Source organism: Caballeronia sp. LZ035, assembly GCF_031451175.1.
GTDB lineage: Bacteria > Pseudomonadota > Gammaproteobacteria > Burkholderiales > Burkholderiaceae > Caballeronia.
On record NZ_JARUXS010000004.1, the window covers coordinates 201078 to 223965 of the forward strand.

The following is a 22888-nucleotide window of genomic DNA, read 5'->3' on the forward strand; positions in this document are numbered from 1 at the left end:
CAGACACACGAAGAGCAGCAGGCCGCTCACGCGATGCAGGATGGAGATTTTCCCTGCGAGCGGCAAGCGATACTTCGCGAGTTGGCCGATCCCGATGTTCCGGTACTCGGGCCTTGGTTTTTTTACGGCTTCAGCCATGCTAGACCCCAACTTGTTAACACACTAATCCGCGATTTTAGCGCCTTTTTATTGCGCGCTGCAGCGAGAAACCGTCCAATAGACTGTTGCTCCGCGCGAGAAGAAAGCGCCCGGCGCGCCTGTACGACGCGTGCTCACGTCCCGGCCTTCATTCGATCAACTCAGGTCGTTCTGATAGTAATAGCCGGTCGTGACATACCATCCACGCCGCACTTCGACGGGGCGATCGCCATACGTATAGGACACGCGTTCCACCGACAGTAACGGAAAACCCTGCGCGACCCGCAGATACTGCGCAGCGGTTTCATCGGCGGGGACGGCGCGGATTTTCTCCGACGCACGAATCATGCGCGTGCCGAATTCGGTTTCGAACATCGCGTAGAGCGGGCCCTTGTAGTCAGACAGCCGCTCCGCCGTCAGACCGCGAAATATCGCGCCCGGCAACCAGATTTCGTCGAAGACGGTGGTCACGCCATCAAACTGCAACAGGCGCCTGATAAGAACAACAGGATCTGCCGGTTTCAGATCGAGCTGGCGGGCGATTTCCGCCGGGGCGCGCAGCCGCTTGCATTCGAGCAGGCGGCTCACATGGGGATGGGCGTCGCCGTCATCGGGCAAGAGGCGCAGGAAGCGGAACTGCACGCGGTCTTCGCTGTGCGTCGCAACGAACGTGCCTTTACCTTGACGGCGCACCAGTAAATTGTCGGCAGCGAGTTCGTCGATGGCCTTGCGGACGGTGCCCTGGCTCACCTTGTAGCGCGCAGCCAGTTCGACCTCGCTCGGGATGATTTCACCGGGCTTCCATTCGCCGGATTCGAGGCCCTGCGTAATGAGCGCCTTGATTTGCTGATACAACGGACTGAACGTCGGCGACGGCACACCGGCAGCCTCAGCCGCCGGCGCGGTGCCGTTGGGGGTCGTCGAGCTCGCCGGGTTGGAATTCATGCCGCGCATTTCAACACAAAGGCCCGCCGTGCGTCCAGACCTTTCCCATAGAATCCTATGTCTTATATAAGACATAAGATAGTGTTGACTTTACCTTGGCCCGCTCCTACACTCCTTGTCGAGCAAGGGTTTGCGGGTTGTCGCATGTGCGCACGAAGCGCCGGTTTCCGGTCTTCCCCACGCGCGGCACACCGCCAGGCACGCCCTTTCGCTTTCGCCTCACGCCGATCGCCCACTCGTTCGCGCACCGCTGCCTGCCCCACGTCTCGCAACGTCAAGCGCCGTCTCGTATGGGCGCCTTGCCGTCAGTCCCAAGCGAATTCCTCGCGTCCTCACAGAACATCCCGCTTGCCTCGCGCTCGAAGAGACAGATTCATCGGCATGACAGTCACGCCGCTCACGCATTCATGCGGCGCGAAACCCGATGCACACGTGCGCAACGCCTGCTGCGCCGGTGCTTTTCAGGGATCGCGCGGGGCCGCGGCCGCATGTCTTCATCATCGCTTGGCGTATCGCGCATAAAATGGCGCTTTTCCCTTGCGTTCCACGCACCGTCCAGGAGAGTTATCAATGGCTAAGTCCGCAAAGCGCGTTGCCGTCACCGGCGCCGCAGGTCAAATCGGCTACTCGCTGCTGTTCCGCATCGCCAACGGCGATCTGCTCGGCAAAGACCAGCCCGTGATTCTTCAGCTGCTCGATCTGCCGCAAGCGCAAGGCGCCGTGAAGGGCGTCGTGATGGAACTGGAAGACTGCGCATTCCCGCTGCTCGCGGGCGTCGTCGTCACGGACGATCCCAAGGTGGCCTTCAAGGATGCCGACGTCGCGCTGCTCGTGGGCGCCCGCCCGCGTTCGAAGGGCATGGAGCGCAAGGACCTGCTGTCGGCGAACGCCGAAATCTTCACGGTTCAGGGCAAGGCGCTGAACGACGTCGCCAGCCGCGACGTGAAGGTGCTGGTCGTCGGCAATCCGGCGAACACGAACGCGTACATCGCGATGAAGTCGGCACCGGACCTGCCGAAGAAGAACTTCACGGCCATGCTGCGCCTCGACCACAACCGCGCGCTGTCGCAACTGGCCGCCAAGTCGGGCAAGCCGGTCGCGTCCATCGAAAAGCTCGCCGTGTGGGGCAACCATTCGCCGACCATGTACCCGGACTTCCGCTTCGCCAGCGCAGAAGGCCAGGACCTGACGAAGCTCATCAACGACGACGAATGGAACCGCAACACGTTCATCCCGACGGTCGGCAAGCGCGGCGCGGCGATCATCGAAGCGCGTGGCCTGTCGTCGGCGGCATCGGCGGCCAATGCAGCGATCGACCACGTGCGTGACTGGGTGCTCGGCACGAACGGCAAGTGGGTCACGATGGGCATTCCGTCGGACGGCTCGTACGGCATCCCGGAAGACATCATCTACGGCGTGCCGGTCACGTGCGAAAACGGCGAGTACAAGCGTGTCGAAGGCCTGGAAATCGACGCCTTCTCGCGCGAGAAGATGGACGGCACGCTGAACGAGCTCCTCGAAGAGCGTGACGGCGTCGCGCATCTGCTGGGCAAGTAAGTACACGTCGGCGGTCAAAGGCCCTCGGGAAGCGCCGAGGGCCTGTCTTCACGTCCGTCACGTCAGCGCGAGCGTCTGTGCGTCTCGCGCCTGATCCGCCCGCGCTTGAGCAAGCAGAACTACGTTCGAGCGCGGCCGAATCGGAAATCAAAGCATTACAGCAAGCCGGACTCCACTCCCACATCGGACCCCACGCCGAGTATGCGCGCCCTCACTCCCGCCGAAGTGCTGTTTGATGGCGAACCGCAGCCCGCGGTTCTTCCCCCTTGCGATCACTACGCCGGCAGCGAAAAGCTGATTCGCAAGTCACTGGCCTTGCAAGCGCAACTGGGGCCCGTGTTCGACATCACGCTCGATTGCGAAGACGGCGCCCAGGTTGGCCATGAGGCCGAACACGCGGAAATGGTCGCGTCCTTCGTGGGCGGCGAGGATGACCGCTTCGGCCGCGTTGGCGTGCGCATCCACGATTTCAATCACCGCGCCTGGCGCGACGACGTGCGCATCATCCTGCGCAACGCGCGCAAGGCGCCTGCCTTCGTCATGCTGCCGAAGATCCGGAGCGTCTTCGATGCCGCCGAGATGGTGGCCTTCATCGAGGCCTCGCGCTGCGAGTTCGGCATTCCACAGCCGGTCCCCTGTCATCTGCTGGTCGAAACCCACGGCGCGCTCGCCGAAGCTTTTGAACTGGCGGCGCTGCCGGGCGTCGAATCGCTGAGCTTCGGCCTGATGGACTTCGTATCCGCGCACAACGGCGCGATCCCCGATACCGCGATGCGCTCGCCCGGCCAGTTCGATCACCCGCTGGTGCGGCGCGCGAAGCTCGAAATCGCGGCCGCGTGTCATGCGCATGGCAAGGTGCCGTCGCACAATGTGTCGACGGAAGTGCGCGACATGAGCGTCGTCGCGAACGATGCCGCGCGCGCCCGCAACGCGTTCGGCTACACGCGCATGTGGAGCATTCATCCGGACCAGATCAGGCCGATCGTCGAGGCCTTCTCGCCGCGCGCGGACGAGATCGCGCTGGCCGCGGAGATTCTGCTGGCTGCGCAACATGCGCAGTGGGGACCGACGCGCCATGGCGACACGCTGCATGATCGCGCGAGTTATCGCTATTACTGGTCGGTGCTGCGCCGCGCGCATGCCACCGGACAGACCGTGCCCGACGACAGCGCGCCGCTCTTTGCAGCGCCGGCACACGCAGCTTGAGGCATCGAATCGCAGTTCAGCAGCACGTCAGGATCCGTTCCTGATGCATTTCTTCAAGCACGACAAGTCACGCCGCAACGCGCGCGTACGAAAGGAGACTGGAGAGCATGACTGACACCGCATCGACCGAAGCACCCGCAGCAGCCACCGCCGGCGGTTTCAAGCCGAAGAAGTCTGTCGCGCTGTCCGGCGTGACGGCGGGCAATACCGCGTTGTGTACGGTCGGCCGCACCGGCAACGATCTGCACTATCGCGGCTACGACATTCTCGATCTCGCCAATACGTCCGAGTTCGAAGAGATCGCTTATCTGCTGGTGCACGGCAAGCTGCCGAACGCCGCTGAACTGAAGGCCTACAAGACAAAGCTCAAGGCCATGCGTGGCCTGCCCGCGAACTTGAAAGCCGCGCTCGAATGGATTCCCGCCTCCGCGCATCCGATGGACGTCATGCGCACCGGCGTCTCCGTGCTCGGCACGATCCTGCCCGAGAAGGACGATCACAACATTCCGGGCGCAAAAGACATCGCTGACAAGCTGATGGCCTCGCTCGGCTCGATGCTGCTCTACTGGTATCACTACTCGCACAACGGCAAGCGCATCGAAGTGGAAACCGATGACGATTCCATCGGCGGGCACTTCCTGCATCTGCTGCATGGCGTGGAGCCATCGAAGTCATGGGTCGATGCGATGCACGTCTCGCTCAACCTCTACGCCGAACATGAATTCAACGCCTCGACCTTCACGGCGCGCGTGATCGCGGGCACGGGCTCGGACATGTACTCGGCGATTGCGGGCGGCATCGGCGCATTGCGTGGTCCGAAGCACGGCGGCGCCAACGAAGTAGCGTTCGAGATCCAGTCGCGCTATCTCAACGCCGACGAAGCCGAAGCCGACATCAAGCAACGCGTCGAGAAGAAGGAAGTGGTGATCGGCTTCGGGCATCCGGTCTATACGATCTCGGATCCGCGCAACAAGGTCATCAAGGAAGTCGCGAAGAAGCTCTCGAAGGAAGCGGGCGACACGAAGCTTTTCAGCATCGCCGAGCGGCTCGAAACGGTGATGTGGGACGCGAAGAAGATGTTCCCCAATCTCGACTGGTTCAGCGCCGTTTCTTATCACATGATGGGCGTGCCCACGGCCATGTTCACCCCGCTGTTCGTCATCTCGCGCACCTCGGGATGGAGCGCGCACATCATCGAGCAACGCATCGACAACAAGATCATCCGGCCGAGCGCAAATTACACGGGACCGGAGAATTTGAAGTTCGCGCCGCTAAATAAGCGAAAATAGCGGGCTGCGTGGGTCAGATCCTGCGAGGACAGGGCCCATCCCGCGCGGCAGAACCGCCATTCAACCCAATGTTTTTGAAAGGTTTTATCGATGAATAAATTTTTGATCGCTGCAATCGCCGGCACGCTGGCCACGACGAGCCTCTTCGTCAGCGCCGGCGCCACCGCCGCGACCGCGACCGAATCGGGCAAGGCCAAGGCCACGGCCAAGACGACCGCCAAGCGTCCCGCCCCCGCACGCCGTCTCATCAAGCGCAGCCCGAAGGCCGAAGCCGCTGCGGCAGCCAAAGTCGATCCGATCCCCGAAGGCGCAGTGAAATGGTCCTGCAAGGACGGCAATTCTTTCTATATGAAAGGCGACATGAAGCGTGACACCATCGTCACGGTGAACTGGGCGAAGAAGGACTACCGCCTGCCGCGCCAGGACACGACGACCGGCGCCGACCGTTTCCACGACTCGGCATCGGGCATGGATCTTGTGGTGATCCCGTCGAAGGCAATGCTGTTCTCCGACAAGGATTCGTCGCGTCTCGCCGATGAATGCATGACGGCCGAAATGGCCGCCGGCGGCGCCGCACCCACGCAGTCGAACGCGCTGATCAAGCCCGCGCAATAAGCCGGCTGAGCGCGCCTCAACAGGAAATCTTCGATGTCCGCACCGATCTCCACGGTCCGGCCCGATCCGGACAAGGTACTGGTCGACTTGGTCGACTATGTCCTCGATACTCGTATCGACAGCACGCTTGCGCTCGAGACCGCGCGCAACTGCCTGATCGACACGCTCGGTTGCGGACTCGAAGCCCTTTCCTACCCTGCCTGCACCAAGCTGCTGGGACCCGTCGTGCCGGGCACGATCGTCCCGCACGGCGCAAAGGTGCCCGGCACGCAGTTCCAGCTCGATCCGGTTCAGGCCGCGTTCAACATCGGCGCGATGATCCGCTGGCTCGACTTCAACGACACCTGGCTGGCCGCCGAATGGGGCCATCCGTCGGACAATCTGGGCGGCATCCTCGCTACCGCCGACTGGCTCTCGCGCAGCGCGACGGCCGCCGGCAAGCCGCCGCTCAGCATGAAAGACGTCCTGATCGCGATGATCAAGGCGCATGAAATCCAGGGCTGCATCGCGCTCGAGAATTCGTTCAACAAGGTCGGTCTCGATCACGTACTGCTCGTGAAGCTGGCGTCCACGGCCGTGGTCGGCCAGATGATCGGCCTCACGCGCGACGAGCTCATCAATGCCGTCTCGCTCGCTTTCGTCGATGGTCATGCGCTGCGCACCTATCGGCACGCGCCGAACACGGGTTCGCGCAAGTCATGGGCGGCCGGCGACGCCACCTCGCGCGCCGTGCGTCTCGCGCTGATCGCGAAGACCGGCGAGATGGGCTATCCGTCGGTGCTGACGGCGAAGACCTGGGGCTTCTACGACGTGCTCTTCAAGGGCAACGCATTCAGCTTCCAGCGTCCGTACGGCTCGTACGTGATGGAGAACGTCCTCTTCAAGATCTCGTTCCCGGCCGAGTTCCACGCGCAGACCGCGGTGGAAGCGGCCATGACGCTGCACGGCATGCTGAAGGATGCCGGCAAGTCCGTGGATGACATCAGGCACATCACCATTCGCACGCACGAAGCGGCGCTGCGCATCATCGACAAGCAGGGTCCGCTGAACAATCCGGCCGACCGCGATCACTGCATCCAGTACATGATTGCCGTGCCGCTGATCTTCGGCCGTCTCACCGCCGCTGATTACGAAGACTCCGTCGCGCAGCATCCGCGCATCGATGCATTGCGCAGCAAGGTGACCTGCGTGGAAGACCCGCAGTACACGAAGGATTATCACGATCCGGACAAGCGCTCGATTGCCAATGCGCTCACTGTCGAATTCAATGACGGCTCGCGACTGAACGAGGTCGCGGTCGAGTATCCGATCGGCCACAAGCGCCGCCGCGCGGAAGGCATTCCGCTGCTCGTCGAGAAGTTCAGGACGAACCTGGCGCGCCGGTTTCCCCCGAAGCAACAACAGGCGATCCTCGCGGCATCGCTCGACCAGGCACGGCTCGAAGCCATGCCGGTGCATGACTATGTCGATTTGTACGTGATTTAAGCAGCGCAATTTCCTCGTCCAGCCCAAGGAAAACAACATGGCCCACAATCTCCACAACACGCTCAAGGAATTCGACAGCGGTTCCGGCAAAGCCAAGTTTTACTCGCTGCCGCAACTCGGCGACGCGCTGAAGATCAAGATCCAGCGCCTGCCAGTCTCGATTCGTCTGGTGCTCGAATCGGTGCTGCGCAACTACGACGGCAAGAAGATCTCGGAAGAGCACATCGAGCAACTCGCGAACTGGAAGCCGAACGCGTCGCGCGTCGATGAAATTCCGTTCGTCGTCGCGCGCGTCGTGCTGCAGGATTTCACCGGCGTGCCGCTGCTCGCCGACATCGCCGCGATGCGTGGCGTCGCGAAACGCGCGGGCAAGGATCCGAAGGCCATTGAGCCGCTCGTGCCGGTGGATCTCGTCGTCGATCACTCGGTACAGATCGATCACTTCCGCGAACCCAACGCGCTCGACCTCAACATGAAGCTGGAATTCCAGCGCAACAACGAGCGCTACCAGTTCATGAAGTGGGGCATGCAGGCGTTCGATACCTTCAAGGTCGTGCCGCCGGGCATCGGCATCGTGCACCAGGTGAATCTCGAATACCTCGCGCGCGGCGTGCACAAGAAGGGCGAAGGCAAGGACACGGTCTACTATCCGGACACGCTCGTCGGCACTGACTCGCACACCACGATGATCAACGGCATCGGCGTGGTGGGCTGGGGCGTGGGCGGCATCGAGGCGGAAGCCGGCATGCTCGGCCAGCCGGTCTATTTCCTGACGCCGGACGTGGTCGGCGTCGAGCTGAAGGGCAAGCTGCGCGAAGGCTGCACGGCAACCGACCTCGTGCTGACCATCACCGAAATGCTGCGCAAGGAGAAAGTGGTCGGCAAGTTCGTCGAGTTCTTCGGCGAAGGCACGGCGTCGATCGGCGTGCCGGATCGCGCGACCATCGGCAACATGGCGCCCGAATACGGCGCGACCATGGGCTTCTTCCCGGTCGATGAAAAAACCATCGACTACTTCAAGGGCACGGGCCGCACCGACGCCGAAATCGCCGCGTTCGAGAAGTACTTCAAGGCGCAGAAGCTGTGGGGCGTGCCGAAGGCCGGCGACATCGACTACAGCAAGACGCTGACGCTGGACCTGGGCACGGTCGCCCCGTCGCTGGCCGGTCCGAAGCGTCCGCAAGACCGTATCGAAATCGGCAACGTGAAGAGCAACTTCGTCGATCTGTTCTCGAAGCCGGTGGGTGAAAACGGCTTCAACAAGAAGGCCGCCGAACTCGACACGCAATACACGACCACCGACGGCGTCGACGTCAAGAACGGCGACGTGCTGATCGCCGCGATCACCTCGTGTACCAACACGTCGAACCCGAGCGTGCTGCTCGCCGCCGGCCTGCTCGCGAAGAAAGCCGTGGAAGCCGGCCTGACGGTGGCGCCGCACATCAAGACGTCGCTGGCGCCGGGATCGCGCATTGTCACCGAGTACCTGACGAAGACCGGCCTGCTGACCTATCTCGACCAGCTCGGCTTCACGCTCGCCGCGTACGGCTGCACGACGTGTATCGGCAACGCGGGCGATCTGACGCCGGAACTGAACGACGCCATCGTGAAGAACGATATCGTCGCGGCGGCCGTGCTGTCGGGCAACCGCAACTTCGAGGCGCGCATTCACCCGAACATCCGCGCGAACTTCCTGGCCTCGCCGCCGCTGGTGGTGGCGTATGCCATCGCAGGCAACATCACGCGCGACCTGATGACGGAACCGGTCGGCAAGGGCAAGGACGGCCGCGATATCTATCTCGGCGACATCTGGCCGACGAGCGATGAAGTCCACGCGCTGCTGAAGTTCGCGCTCGACGCGAAGGCGTTCCGCGAAAACTATTCGCAGCTCACGAAGGATGGTGACCTGTGGAGCAAGATCGCGGGCGAAAGCGGACAGGTGTACGACTGGCCGAAGTCGACCTACATTGCCGAACCGCCGTTCTTCGGCAGCGAGTTCTCGATGCAGCCGGCCGATTCGATCCCCGCCGTGAAGGGTGCGCGCGCGCTCGGCATCTTCGGCGACTCGGTGACGACCGATCACATCAGCCCGGCGGGCTCGATCAAGGAAAGCTCGCCGGCGGGCGTGTGGCTGAAGGCGAACGGCGTGCAGAAGGCCGACTTCAACAGCTACGGCTCGCGTCGCGGCAATCATGACGTGATGATGCGCGGCACCTTCGCGAACGTGCGCATCAAGAACCTGATGATCCCGGCGAAGGCGGACGGCACGCGCGTGGAAGGCGGTTTGACGCTGCATCAGCCGAGCGGCGAACAACTGTCGATCTACGACGCGGCGATGAAGTACATTGAAGCCGATACGCCGACCATCGTCTTCGCGGGTGAGGAATACGGCACGGGCTCCTCGCGCGACTGGGCGGCGAAGGGCACGCAGCTGCTTGGCGTGAAGGCCGTGGTGGCGCGCAGCTTCGAACGTATCCACCGGTCGAACCTGGTGGGCATGGGCGTGCTGCCGTTGCAGTTCAAGGGCTCGGACAGCATCCAGTCGCTGAACATCACGGGCGAGGAAACGTATGATGTCGAAGGTCTCGGCGACGACTTCAAGCCGCAGCAGGAAGTGACGCTGGTGATCCATCGCAAGGACGGCAAGGAAGATCGCGTGCAGGTGCTGCTGCGTATCGACACGCCGATCGAGGTGGACTACTACAAGCACGGCGGCATTCTGCCATTCGTGCTGCGTTCGCTGCTCGCAGCGTAAACTACGCTTGTTTTGCAGGTGACCGCGCTCGCAAGGGCGCGGGAACATTGGACCCGGCCTCGGCCGGGTTTTTTTTCGCTCTCATGGGCGCGGTCGAGGCCGTTTTCAGGTCGGTTGTCGAGGCCGCCGTCACGTTCGCTGTCAGGCCTGCTGTCACGTCCGCCGTCGTGCCTTTTGTCGTGTCCGCCGTCACGCCTTGAGCGCCGCAAGCTTCACCGGCTGCGCGCGACGCCCGAACCACGCCCGCAGCATGTCGCCGGGACCGCGCGTGCGCACCGGGGCGGAAGTCGAAGCCATCGAGAACCAGCTTGCTTCCCGGTTTCCGCTGACCCAGATTGTCGTGTAAGGCGGCAACTCGACCGAGTCGCCCGCGCCGAGCCAGTGATCGTCCGTCTGGCCTTCGATGGTCAGCCAGATCTGGCCGCGCGTGACACGCAGCGTTTGGGGCCGGTCGATGATCCAGCGCGCAGGCGCTTCGCGCCCGTCCAGTTCGAATGTCCGAATTTCACGCATGATGCCGCTCCTTCTGTTCACGTTTCGGAAGGCCGCCTCCGTTCATGCAGTTCGAGCAGGAAGCAACCGTTGATGCCATTATTCGACCGATTCCGAACAGCTTGAATGAACAGTTATGAACAGTTGCACCGGAACTGTTACGCTGATTTGACCGAACAGTTTGAAACCGATTTGGCACTTAAAAACTGCGTTGCTGGCTGTCTGGCCAGTCTTGACGGCGGTTTTCGGATGCGTTCGAATGTCGGAATGACACGGCTGAACAGCGAAATCGCAACTGTTCACTCCGACTCACTGAACACTTTGGAACACCATGAACGCGCTTCCGCTTCATATCGACGGCGGCACCGGCGTGCCGCTCACCGAGCAGATCGTCAGCCAGATCGAGACGATGATCCGCTCGCGCCGTGTACTAGCCGGCGCGAAGCTGCCATCCATCCGCCAGCTCGCAGCGGAGCAGCACATCAGCCGCTTCCCGGTGATCGAGGCCTACGACCGGCTGGCGTCGCGCGGGCTGATCCAGCCGAAGCACGGCTCGGGCTTCTACGTGGCGAATCACGTCGATGAGCGCCACAGCAGCACCGGCAACTGCAATCCGCGTCTGGCGGAAGAGGAATCCACCCAGATTCTTCAGCAGTTCAACTATCCCGGCGAGACGCTGAAACTGTCGAGCGGCTTCATTCCGGAAGCATGGCGCGAGGTGGATGGGCTTACGCAGGCCATCCGGCAGGCTTCGCGCAACGACGTGTCGAGCGTGATCGACTACGCGCTGCCTCACGGCGACGCAGGTCTGCGACAGCAACTCGTCATGCGCATCAATGCGCTCGGCATCGACGCGGATCTGCCCAACGTGATGCTGACGAGCGGCGCGAGCCAGGCGCTCGATCTGGTCGTGCGCTACATGCTGAAGCCCGGCGACACCGTGTTCGTCGAGGATCCGGGCTACTACAACCTGTTCGGTCTCTTGAAGCTGCAAGGGGTGCGGCTGGTCGGCGTGCCGCGGCTCGCGAACGGGCCGGATATCGACGCCGCCGAGGCCTTGCTCAAGCAGCATCAGCCGAAGCTCTTCTTCGTCAACACGGTCTTCCAGAACCCGACCGCCACCAACATCGCGCCGCAGGTGGCGTTCAAGCTGCTGCAACTGGCGACCCAGCACGGCTTCTCGATCGTCGAGGACGACATCTACGCCGACTTCCAGGCCGTGCCCACGCAACGGCTCGCGTCGCTCGACCAGCTCGATCGCGTGATCTATGTGGGCGGTCTGTCGAAGACGCTGTCGTCGTCGCTGCGTATCGGCTATCTCGCGGCGAATCGCGAACTGGTGAAGAACCTCGTCGACGTCAAGGTGCTGACGAGCCTCGGCGGCTCGCGTTTTGCGGAAAGCGTCGCGGCCAGCCTGCTCGAGCGCGGCACCTATCGCAAGTATCTGGAGCGCCTCAGAAAGCGCGTGCGCGATTCGCTGTCGAGCGCGGTGCAGACGCTCGAAAGCCATGGCTGGGACGTGTTCGATGAACCGAGCGGCGGCAATTTCGTCTGGGCGAAAGTGCCGGGCATCGAGGATTCGACCGTTCTCGTGAAAGCCGCCGTCGAGTTCGGGGTGACGCTTGCGCCCGGGAGCTACTATCGGCCGAACGGCGAAGTGAGTCCGTGGGTGCGCATCAATTCGGCCTATGCCGGCGACCGCCGCGCGGGGCGTTTCTTCGCGGCGATGACGGAGCAAGCCGTCTCCCAGGACTAGCCTGTCATTGATTCCGCTCGGCGAAGAAGCGTTCGAGCGCATCGGTTGCGTCGCGATCCTTCGCGAGCCGCGCATAGAGTCCGGCGGCGCCTTCATACACGCGATGCTCTGCGTATTCCTCGCCGATGAATTGCGCAATCTCTTCCATCTCCGCGACCCAGCGATACGCCTTCGGCGGCATGCGCGGCACGTTGCGCGAAAGCCATGCGGCGAGTTCGGGCTGGCTCTGCGTCAGTTCGGCGAAGAGCGCGTCGCCGGCGCCGTTGCGCATCGCGGCCAGCGACATCGCTGAACCGATTGCCGTCAGTCCCTTCGTGATGCCCGCATACGACATCTTCAGCGCCGATGCCGCGCCGAGCGGACCATCGAGCACGTGTACGACGAGGCCCGCTTCGCCAAGCGGCTGCGCGTCCGGCGCATGCGGGCCGGACAGGTAGAACTTCGGCGCGGCAGGCAGACCGATGATCGCGCCATCGACGAACGGCGTGCTGGACGCTTCGAGCACCTGGGCCACCGTCCTGACCGTGTCAGGGTTGATTGCATTGCAATCGACATAGACGGGCTTGCGCGCCGCCCGTTCGAGCGCGGGTGCAAGACGTTGCGCGGTCTCCACGGCCACCGCCGGCGGCACGACGGACAGGATGAAGTCGCATGCGGCGAGATCGTCGAGGCTTGCGTCGCGCATGCCGGCTTCCTGTGCCCGCTTCGCGCTCGCAGCGCTGCGGCCTTCGAGCGACGTGAAGACCTGCGCGCCGCCCTGCGTCAGCGCATGGCCCACCGCGGATCCCATGTTGCCCGCGCCGAGCAGCGCGACGGTCGGTTTCTTCGCATCAGTCACTTGCACGCTCCATGTGTCGGGGTCGAGCCACAGCATACCCTCGCTGCTCCACGGCCGCTCGCGCTAGCCGTTCTCGTCGTGATCGTCAGACGCATGTCCGCGCAGTGCGCCGAGCCGCTGCAACATGTCCCAACCTTTCGGTGTCAGCGAGGGCAGCGCGTGGCCGCTTGGCAGACGCGTCATCTCGATCAACGCCTCCTGACGCAAACGCACCGTATGAAAGCCGGCCGCCTCGACCAGATGAGGCGAGCGCTGGATCAGCAGCAGTGTGGATAGTTCATGAGGGCTCAGCATGCGATTCTCCAGGCACCGGACGGGCAGATCACGCACGTCCCGATCCCATCCTAGAGAGTGAAGCTGGCAATTCGGCTACGCACATTTTTCCGCGCGTTACGTGGTTACACTCTTGAAACCGACCCGTATTGCACGGACCTTGCGATGCCGCTTACAGGTACGCGAGACATAAAAAAAGCGGCCTCTACAAGGCCGCTTCCATACACGAGATGCGCCGCGATTTAACGATGTTCCGTGACGAACTTCGTGACGAGATACGCTTCCATCGCTTCGCTGCCGCCTTCCGAGCCGTAGCCGGAATCCTTCACGCCGCCGAACGGCGTCTCGGGCATGCCGAGGCCATGATGGTTGATCGACACCATGCCGCTTTCGATATCGTCCGCGAACGCAGCGGACGTAGCCGCCGAACTCGTGTAGCCATACGCGGCAAGACCATAAGGCAGACGGTTCGCCTCGGCGATCACCTCGTCATACGAACTGAACGAGGCGATCGGCGCGATCGGGCCGAACGGTTCTTCGGTCATGATGCGCGCGCTCATGGGTACATCGGTGAGCACCGTTGGCGCAAAGAAGTAACCTTCGCGGCCGACGCGTTCGCCGCCCGTAAGCACCTTGGCGCCGTGTTCGCGCGCATCGGCAACCAGCCGTTCCATGGCTTCCAGGCGGCGGCCGTTGGCGAGCGGCCCCATCTGCACGCCGTCTTCCAGACCATTGCCGACCTTCACGGCACTCGCCGTGGCGACGAAGTGATGCACGAACTCTTCATACACAGCTTCTTCGACGAGAAAGCGCGTTGGCGAGATGCACACCTGCCCCGCATTGCGGAATTTGGCGCCGGCCAGCATCTTCGCGGCACGCGGAATGTCGGCATCCTTGAACACGATGGCCGGCGCGTGACCGCCCAGTTCCATCGTCACGCGCTTCATGTGCTCGCCCGCCATGGAGGCGAGCAGCTTGCCCACCGGCGTGGAGCCGGTGAACGAGATCTTGCGGATGACCGGATGCGCGATCAGGTACTTCGAGACATCGGCGGGCACGCCGAACACGAGGTTGATGACGCCAGCGGGCACGCCTGCATCGGCATAGGCCTGCACGAGCGCGGCGCAGCTTGCGGGCGTTTCCTCCGGTCCTTTCAGCACGACCGAGCAGCCAGCCGCGAGCGCCGCCGATACCTTGCGCACCGCCTGATTGATCGGGAAGTTCCACGGCGTGAACGCGGCGACCGGACCCACCGGCTCGCGCGTGACGATCTGACGCACCGCATCTGCACGCGACGGGATCACGCGGCCATACGTGCGACGCCCTTCCTCGGCGAACCATTCGATGATGTCAGCGGCCGAAAGCGTCTCGATGCGCGCTTCGCCCAAGGGCTTGCCCTGTTCCATCGTCATGATCGCGGCGATGTCTGCCGCGCGTTCGCGAATGATCTGCGCGGCACGGCGCATGATCTTGCTGCGCTCGTAAGGCGAAACCTTGCGCCACTCCTTGAAGCCGCGCGCGGCCGCGTCCGCCGCCTGCGCCAGTTCGGACTCTCCGGCCAGCGCCAGGCGGCCAATCTCGGCTTCGCTTGCCGGATTGATCACGGCCGTGTCGCGCGAGCCGTTGCGCCAGGCGCCGTCGATATACAGCTGGGTATTCGGATAAGCAGGAAGGTCGGAACGAGTGTTGCTCATGCATGTCTCCTTGAGAGTGGAGCGGCGCAACGCAGGGTTGCCCAGGATCAAAAAACGCAGGCGGCCATCTTATCGCGAACGCGTAAAATCTGCCTATGCATCCCGCTCCACCGATAGTTGCAGAGCAAATGACATGACTTCACGGTGAACCGCATGTTCGACCAATGCCTTTATTTCAACACGACCGCGCTGGCCCGCACGCTCGAACGCGAATGGGCGAAAGCATTCAAGCCTTTCGGACTCACGCCGTCGCAGGCGTTCATGCTGCGCGCCGTCGTCGAACGCCCCGGCCTGTTGCAGAGCAGTCTCGCCGATGCCCTTGCGATCTCCCGTCCCACGGCCACGCGAACGCTCGATGGGTTGCAACAGCTCGGCTTCGTGGAGCGCTGGTCGACTGAAAGCGATGGCCGCGAGTCCGCCATCCATCCCACCGATGCCGCGCATGCGGTGATGAAACGTATCGGCACGGCAAGCGCCGAAGTGACGCGCCGCATCAAGCGCAAGCTCGGCACGTCGCAGTTCGACGACACGGTGACGAGCGTGCGCCATCTGCGCGCATCGCTGGAATGAGCCATTGAAAAAAATGCCCGCCGGATGGCTCTGGCAGGCATTCATGACGCACTCGAAGCAAAAGCCGGTTACATCGGCGGCACGACGCCATCCTTCTCGACCACGATCCGCTGCGCCGCGAAGTCCGAGCCCGCCGGGCTCGCCACGACAAACACCTTCTTGCCCGGCTTGAGGTCGTCATGCGTTGCGGGCGAGAAGGTCACGACCGGCACGTTCTCCGGCACCGTCACCGAGTTCGAACCGCCCTTGTACGAGAGCTTCAGGTCGCGGCCGCTCGTGCCCTGCACCACCTGATCGACGTTCGCGTTGGTCATCGAGCTCTTCGGGCCGAGGTCCCAGTCATAGTGACCTTCGCCCGTTCCGCGTGCTGCTTCCGGGAACACCAGCACTTCGGTGGCGGTGAGCCTGCCGTCCGTGCCGGTCATCGCGGCCGTGCCGACGAACGAGCCCGGCTTGATGTCCTGCAGCTTGATGTTCTTCAGCGCCGTGACGGGCGTGTCAGCCTTGACCGCGATCTTCACGGTGTCGCCGCTCTTGCGATGCACGGTCATCGTATCGCCCGACAGCGACACGATATCGCCACGAATGCGCGTGGGTTTGGCAGCGGGCGTCTGGGCGAATGCGGCGGAAGCGAGTGCGAGCGTCACGATGCTGACGCCGAGTTTCATGCGGATCGACATGCAATCTCCTTGGGTGGATCGAAGCTGAAGGGTTAAGCGAAACGCGGCAATCAGGACCCGCCGAACCAGTTGTAGCCCTGGTTCTCCCAATAGCCGCCGGGGTAATCGTTGGTCACGGTGATCGCGACAATGTGCTTCGGATTCTTGTAGCCGAGCTTGGTCGGCATCCGCAGCTTCATCGGAAAACCATACTTGGGCGGCAGGATCTGCCCGTCATAGGTCAGCGTCAGCAGCGTCTGCGCATGCAGCGCAGTGGGCATGTCGATGCTCGTCGAATAGTTATCGGCGCAATGGAAGGCCACGTACTTCGCGCTCGTATCCGCACCGGCGCGGGCGAGAACGTTCGCGAAGCGCACGCCGCCCCACTTGCCGATCGCACTCCAGCCCTCGATGCAGATATGCCGTGTCACCTGGCTCTCCTGCGGCAGCGCATGCAGTTCGTCGAGCGTCCAGACGCGCTTGCCCTTCACCATGCCGCCAATCTCGAGCTTGTACGCAGCCGGATCGACTTCGGGCACTTCGTCGATGTCATAGAACGCGTTGAACGGAAACGGCCGCGTGATCATCGACTCGGGATACGTGGGCGCGAGCGCATTCGGGTCGAACAGCAGCGCCTGTACGTCGTCATTGAAGGACGAGATGCGTCGCAGCATGGCGTTGACGGACTTGTCGTCGGTGATGTTGCAGCCGGAGAGCATCGCCAGGCCGCCGAGCGACAGAATGCGCTTGCCGAACAGACGGCGCGCCGGCGCCTTCAGTTCCTTCGCCGCATCCTTGATGATGAGGTCGGCGTCGGGTCTCGATTTGAACAGTTTCAGCGACATGGATCAGCGGCCTCGAATCATCAGCACGAGCGAGCGCGGCACGAGCGCGACCATCGCGACGTGCACCACGAAGAACGCCACCAGGAAGCTCATGCCGAAGAAATGCACGACGCGGGCGTTGTCATAGCCGCCCATCAACGCGCGCAACAGCGGGAACTGCACGGACTTCCACACGGCGAGCCCCGAGAGAATCACGATCACGATGTCCACGATGACCGCGAGATAAGCGAACTTCTGCACGGCGTTGTAATGCGTGAGGTCGTCGTGGCCGAGCTTGCCGCGCACGGCGGCCAGCGCATCCGTGAAGATGCTTTTGATCGACAGCGGGAACATGCGGCGGCGCAGACGGCCCGTGAAGAGGTTCATCGCCAGATAGACGATGAAGTTCGCGACCAGCAGCCACATCGCCGCGAAATGCCATTGCAGCGCGCCGCCGAGCCAGCCGCCCAGCGTGATGGCCGGGGCAAAGGTCAGTGACTTGAAGATCGGCGAGGCGTTGTAGATCTGCCAGCCGCTCGTCACCATGATCAATACGGCGAAAGCGTTGAGCCAGTGCGTGATGCGCAGCCAGAGCGGTTGTACTTGCACGGGGTTCCTCGCGAATGGCGAAACAATGTGCAGGCATGTTAGCCACGCCGCGCTGAATGATCCATGACCCTTCAATGACTTTTTTGTCATTCTTGGCGGTCGACGGGCGGGCTCTGGCTAGAATGTCGGCAATCCATCCGAACCCGAACCCCGCGCAGCGCGAGCATGACCATCCTCGTTATCGAAGACGACCGCAAGACCGGCGACTACCTGAAAAAAGGGCTCATCGAGTCCGGTTATCAGGTCGAGCTCGTGCGCAACGGCACGGACGGGCTGCATCAGGCGCTCGCGAACCCGTACGAGCTGATCGTGCTCGATGTGATGCTGCCCGGCATCGACGGCTGGCAGGTCATGGCCGCATTGCGCGCGAAACGTGACTTGCCTGTCATTTTTCTGACCGCGCGCGACCACGTGACGGACCGCATCCACGGACTCGAACTCGGCGCGGACGATTACCTCGTCAAGCCGTTCTCCTTCACGGAACTGGTGCTGCGTATCCGCACGCTGCTGCGACGCGGCGTGATGCGCGAGTCGGATACCTTCCAGGTTGCGGACCTGCATGTGGATGTCCTGCGCCGCAAGGTCACGCGCCAGGGCGCCGACATCGCGCTGACCAACAAGGAATTCGCGCTGCTGCATCTGTTCTGCAAGCATCAGGGCGAAGCGCTCTCGCGCACGCTGATTGCCTCCGAAGTGTGGGACATGAACTTCGACAGCGACACCAACGTGGTCGATGTCGCCATCAAGCGCCTGCGCGCGAAGCTCGACAACCCGTTCGAACTCAAGCTGATCCACACGGTGCGCAGCATCGGTTATTCGTTCGGGGAGAATCCTTGAAACGGCAGTCGCGCTCACTCGCGGTACGCATCGCGCTGTCGTTCGTCGTGATCGTGTGCATCGTGCTGGCCATGGTGTCGGCCGCGCTCTATCACGCCACGAACGTGGCGCTTTCCACGCGTGCGGACTATCAGTTGATCGCGCGCGTCGAGCATTTCCGCTCGCTGCTGCACGACCTTTATACGATCAAGGAAATCGAGGCGCGGCCTCGGCTCTTCGAAACCATGCTGGGCGACCGGCAGGATGTGATCCTGTTCCGGCGCGCGGGATCGGCGCCCTTCATCAACGTCAATCCGGAACAGATGTCCCTGCCGCCGCTGCATGTCGTGCCGGTGACGCGGGCCATCGGTCTCGACGATCTCTACGAGGGAACCCGCGCGGACGGCGTGCGCATGCGCTGGGTCGGCGCGCAGGCACGTATCGGCGATAACGGCGAAGTCGTGGAGATCATCGCGGCGCACGTGATGACGCAGGAAGCGCGCGTGCTGTCGGTTTATCTCGAACGCGTGTGGCTCAACGTGATCGGCGCGGCGCTCGTCACGATGCTGCTTGCATGGTGGGTCACGAGCCGCGGCCTCAAGCCGCTCAAGCTGATGGCGGACAAGGCCGCGGAAATCGCGCCGGACCGGCTGTCAGCGCGGCTCGACGTGGCGCATGCGCCCGCCGAGTTGCAGAGTCTCGCCGCGTCGTTCAATGCCATGCTGGATCGACTCGAACATGGCTATGAGCGCCTGTTGCAATTCTCCGCCGATCTCGCGCACGAACTGCGCACGCCTATCGGCGTGTTGATCGGCGAAACCCAGGTCACGCTCGCGCACGAGCGAAATGTCGCCGAGTATCGCAACGTGCTCGAATCGAATCTCGAAGAACTCGAACGGCTCGCGCGCATTGCACAGAACATCCTGTTCCTGGCGCAGGCGGACCACGGCGAACAACGCATCGAGCGCGTGCAGCTGGCGATTCGCGACGAGCTCGACACGATCTGCACGTATTTCGAAGGCATCGCGGACGAACGGCGCATCCGCTTCGATATCGACGCGAGCGGCGAGATGGTTGCGAACGCAATCATGTGCCGCAGGGCGGTGGGCAATGTGGTCGTGAACGCGGTGCGCTATGCGACGGCGGGATCGGTCGTGCGTCTGCATGGACACGCGGACGCAGCCGGCGCGGTGGTGACGGTGCGCAATCAGGTCGATGGCGATATCGGCCCGGAAGAGCTCGGCAAGCTGTTCGACCGCTTCTATCGCGGCGATGCGGCGCGCAGCGAGTTCACGGAATCGAGCGGGCTGGGCCTCTCGATCGTGCAGGCGATCATGCGGCTGCATGGCGGCAGCGCGTCCGTCGACACGCCGGAAGCGGGCTGGATCGAGTTCACGCTGCGCTTTCCGTCGGCGAACTGAAACCGCCTACCCTACCGGCACGGCCAGCGCCTGCCGCTTCGCCAGCAAGCCGTGGATCTGCGAGACGACCGCCGCGCCCTCTCCCACCGCCGCCGCGACGCGCTTGGTGGAACTAGACCGCACGTCACCGATGGCGAACACCCCCGGCACGCTCGTCTCCAGCATCATCACGCCTTCCGTCCGGCCTTCATGCGCTTCCGGTCCGGTCAGCACGAAACCCTTGCCATCGACGTTCACATTGCAGTTGCGCAGCCAGTCCGTGTTGGGATCCGCGCCGGTGAACAGAAACAGATGCCGCGAGTCGATCGTGAGCGGGCCGTCCGGCGTCTTGCAATGGATCGCGGTCAACGCGCGGCCGTCGCCCTCCAGCGACGTGATCTGCGTATGCGTGCGCACCGTCACGTTCGGCAGCGAGCGGATGCGCTCCACCAGATAGTGCGACATGCTCGCCGCCAGCCCTGCGCCGCGAATCAGCACGTGTACGTGTTTCGCGTGTGTCGCCAGATACACGACGGCCTGTCCCGCCGAGTTGCCGCCGCCGACCAGCACCACCTCAGCGTTCTTGCACAGCTTCGCCTCGACCGGCGACGCCCAGTAATAGGTGCCATGCCCTTCGTAGCGTTCGAGCCCGTCGATCTCCGGCCGCCGATACGCCGCGCCCGATGCAATCACCACCGTCTGCGACGTGACACGCGTGCCGTTCTCGAGTTCGATCTGGATCGGCGCGCAATCGCAGTGCAGCGATTTGATCTTCGTCGGGATCGCGATGTGGGCGCCGAACTTCTGCGCCTGCACGAAAGCACGCCCGGCCAGCGCCTGCCCGGAGATGCCGGTGGGAAAGCCGAGATAGTTCTCGATGCGCGAACTCGCGCCCGCCTGGCCGCCCGGCGCGCGGCAGTCGAAGACCGCGACCGACAAGCCCTCGGACGCCGCATACACCGCCGTCGCCAGTCCGGCCGGTCCCGCGCCAACGATCGCGACATCGTAGACATGCGCCGGATCGAATTCCGGCAGCCAGCCGAGTTGGGTCGCCACCTGGTTCTCGCTCGGCGCGCGCAGCACGGTGCCGTCCGGGCAGATCACGAGCGGGAAGTCCGCCGTGGACGCCGAGATACGTTCGAGCAATGAGATCGCGTCCGGATCGGCGCAGGCATCGATCACCGTGTGCGGATAGCCGTTGCGGCGCAGGAAGCCTTGCAGGGACACGAGACGCCCGTCGTCGGACTGACCCAGCAGCACCGGGCCGCTGCCCTTCTCGATCAAGCCCACGCGGCGCAGGATCAGCGCCCGCATGATGCGCTCGCCGAGTTCCGCCTCCGCGACCAGCAGCGCCCGCAGCCGCTCCGGCGCAATCACGATGCCCTCGACATCCTCGGCGGCCATGCCGTCGACGAGACAGGGCTTGCCCGACAGTTGCGCCACTTCAGCCAGGAAGTGCCCCGGCCCGTGCTCGACCACCAGATGCTCCTTGCCGAGCGCGTTGCGCCGCGTCACGCGCACGATGCCCTTCAACACGATCACCATGCCGCGCCCGGTCTCGCCCATGCGGAACATCCAGTCGCCCTGACGCCACCGCGATGTCTCGCCAAAACGGCTCATGCGCTCGATCTCGCCAACGGTCAGACGCGGGAACATCTGGTGCGCGCGGCTTTCGAGCGGCGAGAACGGCGCGTTGTCGTCGCTGACGGGCGGCGCGGCGGCGGGCGTCGGCACGACATTCGGGTTCTCCTGCGTTTCGCGCGCGCTCCAGGCGACGACGTTCGGCATGCTTTGACGCGAATGGTCGAACGGGGTGGTGCTCATGCGCGATCTCCGTGTGGCAAACCAGCTTCATGAAGGGATGTAGCGCTTGCAGGCGGCACTGCGGGCGATGCCGCCGACTTCACCGACCAGGGGCACATTGCGGCCATCTCCGCGACTTCTTCGGGCGTCGTGGCGACGAGCTCGCCGAACTCGGTCAGCGTCGCCACTTCGAAACCGGCGAGACGCCATGCATCGAGGCCGCCGGTAAGCGGCACGACGTCGCGGAAGCCTGCGTTGCGCATCGTCTTCGCCATCCATGCCGCCGATACTTCGTTCGGACACGAGCAGTAAATGACGACCTTGCGCGCCTTGTCGTAGTTTTCGATGATCGTCGCGAGATCGCGCTCGTCGGCGAACAGCGAGCCGGGAATCGCGGCGGGATCGAGCATGCGTTTCTCGGGCGAGCGGATGTCGAAGATCACCGGCAGCGGCTGGTCGTTCATCAGCGTATAGAGTTCGTCCACGCTGATGCGCGCCTTCTCGAGCGTCGCCATGAGCGCGCGGCGGCGCCACCAGCGATACGCGATATAGACGGCCAGCAACACCGCAACCACCATCACCGCCTGGCGCCCCAGCTGCGCGATCAGCGCGAAGACCATTTCGAGCTGCGCGGCGAAGATGACGCCGACAGTCAGTCCGACCATCCCCCACAAGGCCACGCCCGCGCCGTCATGCGCGATGAAGCTGCGCAGCTTGACGCCCATCGCGCCGGCGAGCGGCACCGACACCAGCGAAAGTCCCGGAATGAATTTCGCGACCAGCAGAACGCGTACGCCCCAGCGGCCGAAGAAGCGTTCGGTCTTCTTCACGCAGGTATCGCGCGAGAGGGACAGCTTGCAGATGGTCTTGAGGGTCTTGTCGCCGTACTTGCGCCCACCCTGGAACCAGACGAGGTCGCCGATCACGCCGCCCGCCACAGCCACGCACAGCACGCCCGCGAGCGGCGGCCAGAACGCGCCGCCGTTCACCGCCGTGAGCGCGATGGACGCGCCGACGATGATCATGGTCGGCATCGCGGGGACGGGCAGCCCGAGCGCCGAGCCCATTACGTTGAGGAACACGATCGCCGGGCCGAATCGATCGACTAGATGATGCAACGACATGGAAGACTCCCGCGCGGGAAGGATGCGTAATCACCGGGCG

Annotated in this window: 20 protein-coding genes and 1 pseudogene; 10 read left to right on the plus strand and 11 right to left on the minus strand. The window is 63.5% G+C overall.

Translation table 11 applies throughout. From position 1 onward, the window contains the following. A pseudogene (locus tag QCE88_RS31265) lies at positions 1 to 138 on the minus strand (succinate dehydrogenase, cytochrome b556 subunit); the annotation flags it as partial. 156 nt (positions 139 to 294) lie between these two features. Beyond that, entirely contained in the window at positions 295 to 1083 is a 789-nt protein-coding gene (locus QCE88_RS31270) for a GntR family transcriptional regulator (protein WP_309909088.1), read from the minus strand. A gap of 570 nt (positions 1084 to 1653) precedes the next feature. Between QCE88_RS31270 and QCE88_RS31275 the strand changes: the two genes are divergently transcribed. From QCE88_RS31275 to acnA, 6 genes are all read left to right on the plus strand, one after another. After that, positions 1654 to 2640, plus strand: a complete 987-nt coding sequence (locus QCE88_RS31275) for a malate dehydrogenase (RefSeq protein ID WP_309909089.1) — start codon at positions 1654 to 1656, stop codon at positions 2638 to 2640. 201 nt (positions 2641 to 2841) lie between these two features. Then, positions 2842 to 3846: an aldolase/citrate lyase family protein gene (locus QCE88_RS31280; RefSeq protein ID WP_309909091.1), complete on the plus strand. Its 1005-nt coding sequence runs from the start codon at positions 2842 to 2844 to the stop codon at positions 3844 to 3846. A gap of 107 nt (positions 3847 to 3953) precedes the next feature. Then, positions 3954 to 5135, plus strand: coding sequence for a 2-methylcitrate synthase (gene prpC / locus QCE88_RS31285; protein ID WP_309909092.1), 1182 nt, complete (start codon positions 3954 to 3956; stop codon positions 5133 to 5135). A gap of 90 nt (positions 5136 to 5225) precedes the next feature. Further along, positions 5226 to 5750 carry a hypothetical protein gene (locus QCE88_RS31290; protein ID WP_309909093.1) on the plus strand — a complete coding sequence of 175 codons (525 nt, stop codon included), beginning with the start codon at positions 5226 to 5228 and terminating at the stop codon, positions 5748 to 5750. A gap of 33 nt (positions 5751 to 5783) precedes the next feature. Then, complete coding sequence (locus QCE88_RS31295) at positions 5784 to 7235, plus strand: bifunctional 2-methylcitrate dehydratase/aconitate hydratase (RefSeq protein ID WP_309909094.1); 1452 nt, start codon at positions 5784 to 5786, stop codon at positions 7233 to 7235. A gap of 37 nt (positions 7236 to 7272) precedes the next feature. After that, entirely contained in the window at positions 7273 to 9990 is a 2718-nt protein-coding gene (gene acnA / locus QCE88_RS31300; protein WP_309909096.1) for an aconitate hydratase AcnA, read from the plus strand. A 189-nt stretch (positions 9991 to 10179) separates the two neighbouring features. Here the strand turns inward: acnA and QCE88_RS31305 are convergent, their stop codons facing one another. After that, entirely contained in the window at positions 10180 to 10503 is a 324-nt protein-coding gene (locus tag QCE88_RS31305; RefSeq protein ID WP_309909098.1) for a DUF2917 domain-containing protein, read from the minus strand. A gap of 310 nt (positions 10504 to 10813) precedes the next feature. On the opposite strand from QCE88_RS31305, the gene QCE88_RS31310 reads away from it, so the two are divergent. Further along, complete coding sequence (locus QCE88_RS31310) at positions 10814 to 12238, plus strand: PLP-dependent aminotransferase family protein (RefSeq protein WP_309909099.1); 1425 nt, start codon at positions 10814 to 10816, stop codon at positions 12236 to 12238. Positions 12239 to 12242: 4 nt separating this feature from the next. On the opposite strand, the gene QCE88_RS31315 is transcribed toward QCE88_RS31310, so the two are convergent. From QCE88_RS31315 to QCE88_RS31325, 3 genes are all read right to left on the minus strand, one after another. Beyond that, complete coding sequence (locus tag QCE88_RS31315; protein ID WP_309909100.1) at positions 12243 to 13112, minus strand: DUF1932 domain-containing protein; 870 nt, start codon at positions 13110 to 13112, stop codon at positions 12243 to 12245. Between the two features lie 27 nt (positions 13113 to 13139). Further along, positions 13140 to 13370, minus strand: coding sequence for a hypothetical protein (locus tag QCE88_RS31320; RefSeq protein WP_309838928.1), 231 nt, complete (start codon positions 13368 to 13370; stop codon positions 13140 to 13142). Positions 13371 to 13591: 221 nt separating this feature from the next. After that, entirely contained in the window at positions 13592 to 15043 is a 1452-nt protein-coding gene (locus QCE88_RS31325) for an NAD-dependent succinate-semialdehyde dehydrogenase (protein ID WP_309909102.1), read from the minus strand. Positions 15044 to 15196: 153 nt separating this feature from the next. Here QCE88_RS31325 and QCE88_RS31330 point away from each other — a divergent pair, with 153 nt between their 5' ends. Then, complete coding sequence (locus QCE88_RS31330; RefSeq protein WP_309909104.1) at positions 15197 to 15613, plus strand: MarR family transcriptional regulator; 417 nt, start codon at positions 15197 to 15199, stop codon at positions 15611 to 15613. Positions 15614 to 15681: 68 nt separating this feature from the next. Here QCE88_RS31330 and QCE88_RS31335 read toward each other — a convergent pair whose 3' ends face one another. From QCE88_RS31335 to QCE88_RS31345, 3 genes are read right to left on the minus strand one after another with little or no spacing between them, the layout of a single operon-like run. Then, the gene (locus QCE88_RS31335) at positions 15682 to 16293 is read right to left on the minus strand and encodes a hypothetical protein (RefSeq protein WP_309909106.1); all 612 of its coding nucleotides are present in this window, start codon (positions 16291 to 16293) and stop codon (positions 15682 to 15684) included. A 50-nt stretch (positions 16294 to 16343) separates the two neighbouring features. Next, positions 16344 to 17117, minus strand: a complete 774-nt coding sequence (locus tag QCE88_RS31340) for a molybdopterin-dependent oxidoreductase (protein ID WP_309909107.1) — start codon at positions 17115 to 17117, stop codon at positions 16344 to 16346. 3 nt (positions 17118 to 17120) lie between these two features. Then, the gene (locus QCE88_RS31345) at positions 17121 to 17705 is read right to left on the minus strand and encodes a cytochrome b/b6 domain-containing protein (RefSeq protein ID WP_309818806.1); all 585 of its coding nucleotides are present in this window, start codon (positions 17703 to 17705) and stop codon (positions 17121 to 17123) included. 165 nt (positions 17706 to 17870) lie between these two features. On the opposite strand from QCE88_RS31345, the gene QCE88_RS31350 reads away from it, so the two are divergent. Both QCE88_RS31350 and QCE88_RS31355 read left to right on the plus strand, forming a co-directional pair. Continuing rightward, on the plus strand, positions 17871 to 18542 hold the full coding sequence (locus QCE88_RS31350) for a heavy metal response regulator transcription factor (protein WP_309909108.1): 672 nt from the start codon (positions 17871 to 17873) through the stop codon (positions 18540 to 18542). After that, positions 18539 to 19942 carry a heavy metal sensor histidine kinase gene (locus QCE88_RS31355; protein WP_309909109.1) on the plus strand — a complete coding sequence of 468 codons (1404 nt, stop codon included), beginning with the start codon at positions 18539 to 18541 and terminating at the stop codon, positions 19940 to 19942. Before QCE88_RS31350 ends, QCE88_RS31355 begins: the two co-directional genes overlap by 4 nt. 6 nt (positions 19943 to 19948) lie before the next feature. Here QCE88_RS31355 and QCE88_RS31360 read toward each other — a convergent pair whose 3' ends face one another. Together QCE88_RS31360 and QCE88_RS31365 are read right to left on the minus strand one after the other, a co-directional pair. After that, positions 19949 to 21745, minus strand: coding sequence for an FAD-dependent oxidoreductase (locus QCE88_RS31360; RefSeq protein WP_309909110.1), 1797 nt, complete (start codon positions 21743 to 21745; stop codon positions 19949 to 19951). Then, positions 21742 to 22848: a DedA family protein/thiosulfate sulfurtransferase GlpE gene (locus tag QCE88_RS31365; protein WP_309909111.1), complete on the minus strand. Its 1107-nt coding sequence runs from the start codon at positions 22846 to 22848 to the stop codon at positions 21742 to 21744. Before QCE88_RS31365 ends, QCE88_RS31360 begins: the two co-directional genes overlap by 4 nt. Positions 22849 to 22888 lie beyond the last annotated feature (40 nt).

Excerpts from the sequence above, each read along its gene's own strand:
- QCE88_RS31340 (WP_309909107.1), bottom strand. The coding sequence starts at position 17,117 with ATGTCGCTGAAACTGTTCAAATCGAGACCCGACGCCGACCTCATCATC.
- acnA (WP_309909096.1), top strand. The coding sequence starts at position 7,273 with ATGGCCCACAATCTCCACAACACGCTCAAGGAATTCGACAGCGGTTCC.
- QCE88_RS31360 (WP_309909110.1), bottom strand. The coding sequence starts at position 21,745 with ATGAGCACCACCCCGTTCGACCATTCGCGTCAAAGCATGCCGAACGTC.
- QCE88_RS31335 (WP_309909106.1), bottom strand. The coding sequence starts at position 16,293 with ATGTCGATCCGCATGAAACTCGGCGTCAGCATCGTGACGCTCGCACTC.
- prpC (WP_309909092.1), top strand. The coding sequence starts at position 3,954 with ATGACTGACACCGCATCGACCGAAGCACCCGCAGCAGCCACCGCCGGC.
- QCE88_RS31275 (WP_309909089.1), top strand. The coding sequence starts at position 1,654 with ATGGCTAAGTCCGCAAAGCGCGTTGCCGTCACCGGCGCCGCAGGTCAA.
- QCE88_RS31280 (WP_309909091.1), top strand. The coding sequence starts at position 2,842 with ATGCGCGCCCTCACTCCCGCCGAAGTGCTGTTTGATGGCGAACCGCAG.
- QCE88_RS31315 (WP_309909100.1), bottom strand. The coding sequence starts at position 13,112 with ATGCTGTGGCTCGACCCCGACACATGGAGCGTGCAAGTGACTGATGCG.
- QCE88_RS31290 (WP_309909093.1), top strand. The coding sequence starts at position 5,226 with ATGAATAAATTTTTGATCGCTGCAATCGCCGGCACGCTGGCCACGACG.
- QCE88_RS31365 (WP_309909111.1), bottom strand. The coding sequence starts at position 22,848 with ATGTCGTTGCATCATCTAGTCGATCGATTCGGCCCGGCGATCGTGTTC.
- QCE88_RS31320 (WP_309838928.1), bottom strand. The coding sequence starts at position 13,370 with ATGCTGAGCCCTCATGAACTATCCACACTGCTGCTGATCCAGCGCTCG.
- QCE88_RS31350 (WP_309909108.1), top strand. The coding sequence starts at position 17,871 with ATGACCATCCTCGTTATCGAAGACGACCGCAAGACCGGCGACTACCTG.
- QCE88_RS31325 (WP_309909102.1), bottom strand. The coding sequence starts at position 15,043 with ATGAGCAACACTCGTTCCGACCTTCCTGCTTATCCGAATACCCAGCTG.
- QCE88_RS31295 (WP_309909094.1), top strand. The coding sequence starts at position 5,784 with ATGTCCGCACCGATCTCCACGGTCCGGCCCGATCCGGACAAGGTACTG.
- QCE88_RS31330 (WP_309909104.1), top strand. The coding sequence starts at position 15,197 with ATGTTCGACCAATGCCTTTATTTCAACACGACCGCGCTGGCCCGCACG.
- QCE88_RS31270 (WP_309909088.1), bottom strand. The coding sequence starts at position 1,083 with ATGAATTCCAACCCGGCGAGCTCGACGACCCCCAACGGCACCGCGCCG.
- QCE88_RS31310 (WP_309909099.1), top strand. The coding sequence starts at position 10,814 with ATGAACGCGCTTCCGCTTCATATCGACGGCGGCACCGGCGTGCCGCTC.
- QCE88_RS31305 (WP_309909098.1), bottom strand. The coding sequence starts at position 10,503 with ATGCGTGAAATTCGGACATTCGAACTGGACGGGCGCGAAGCGCCTGCG.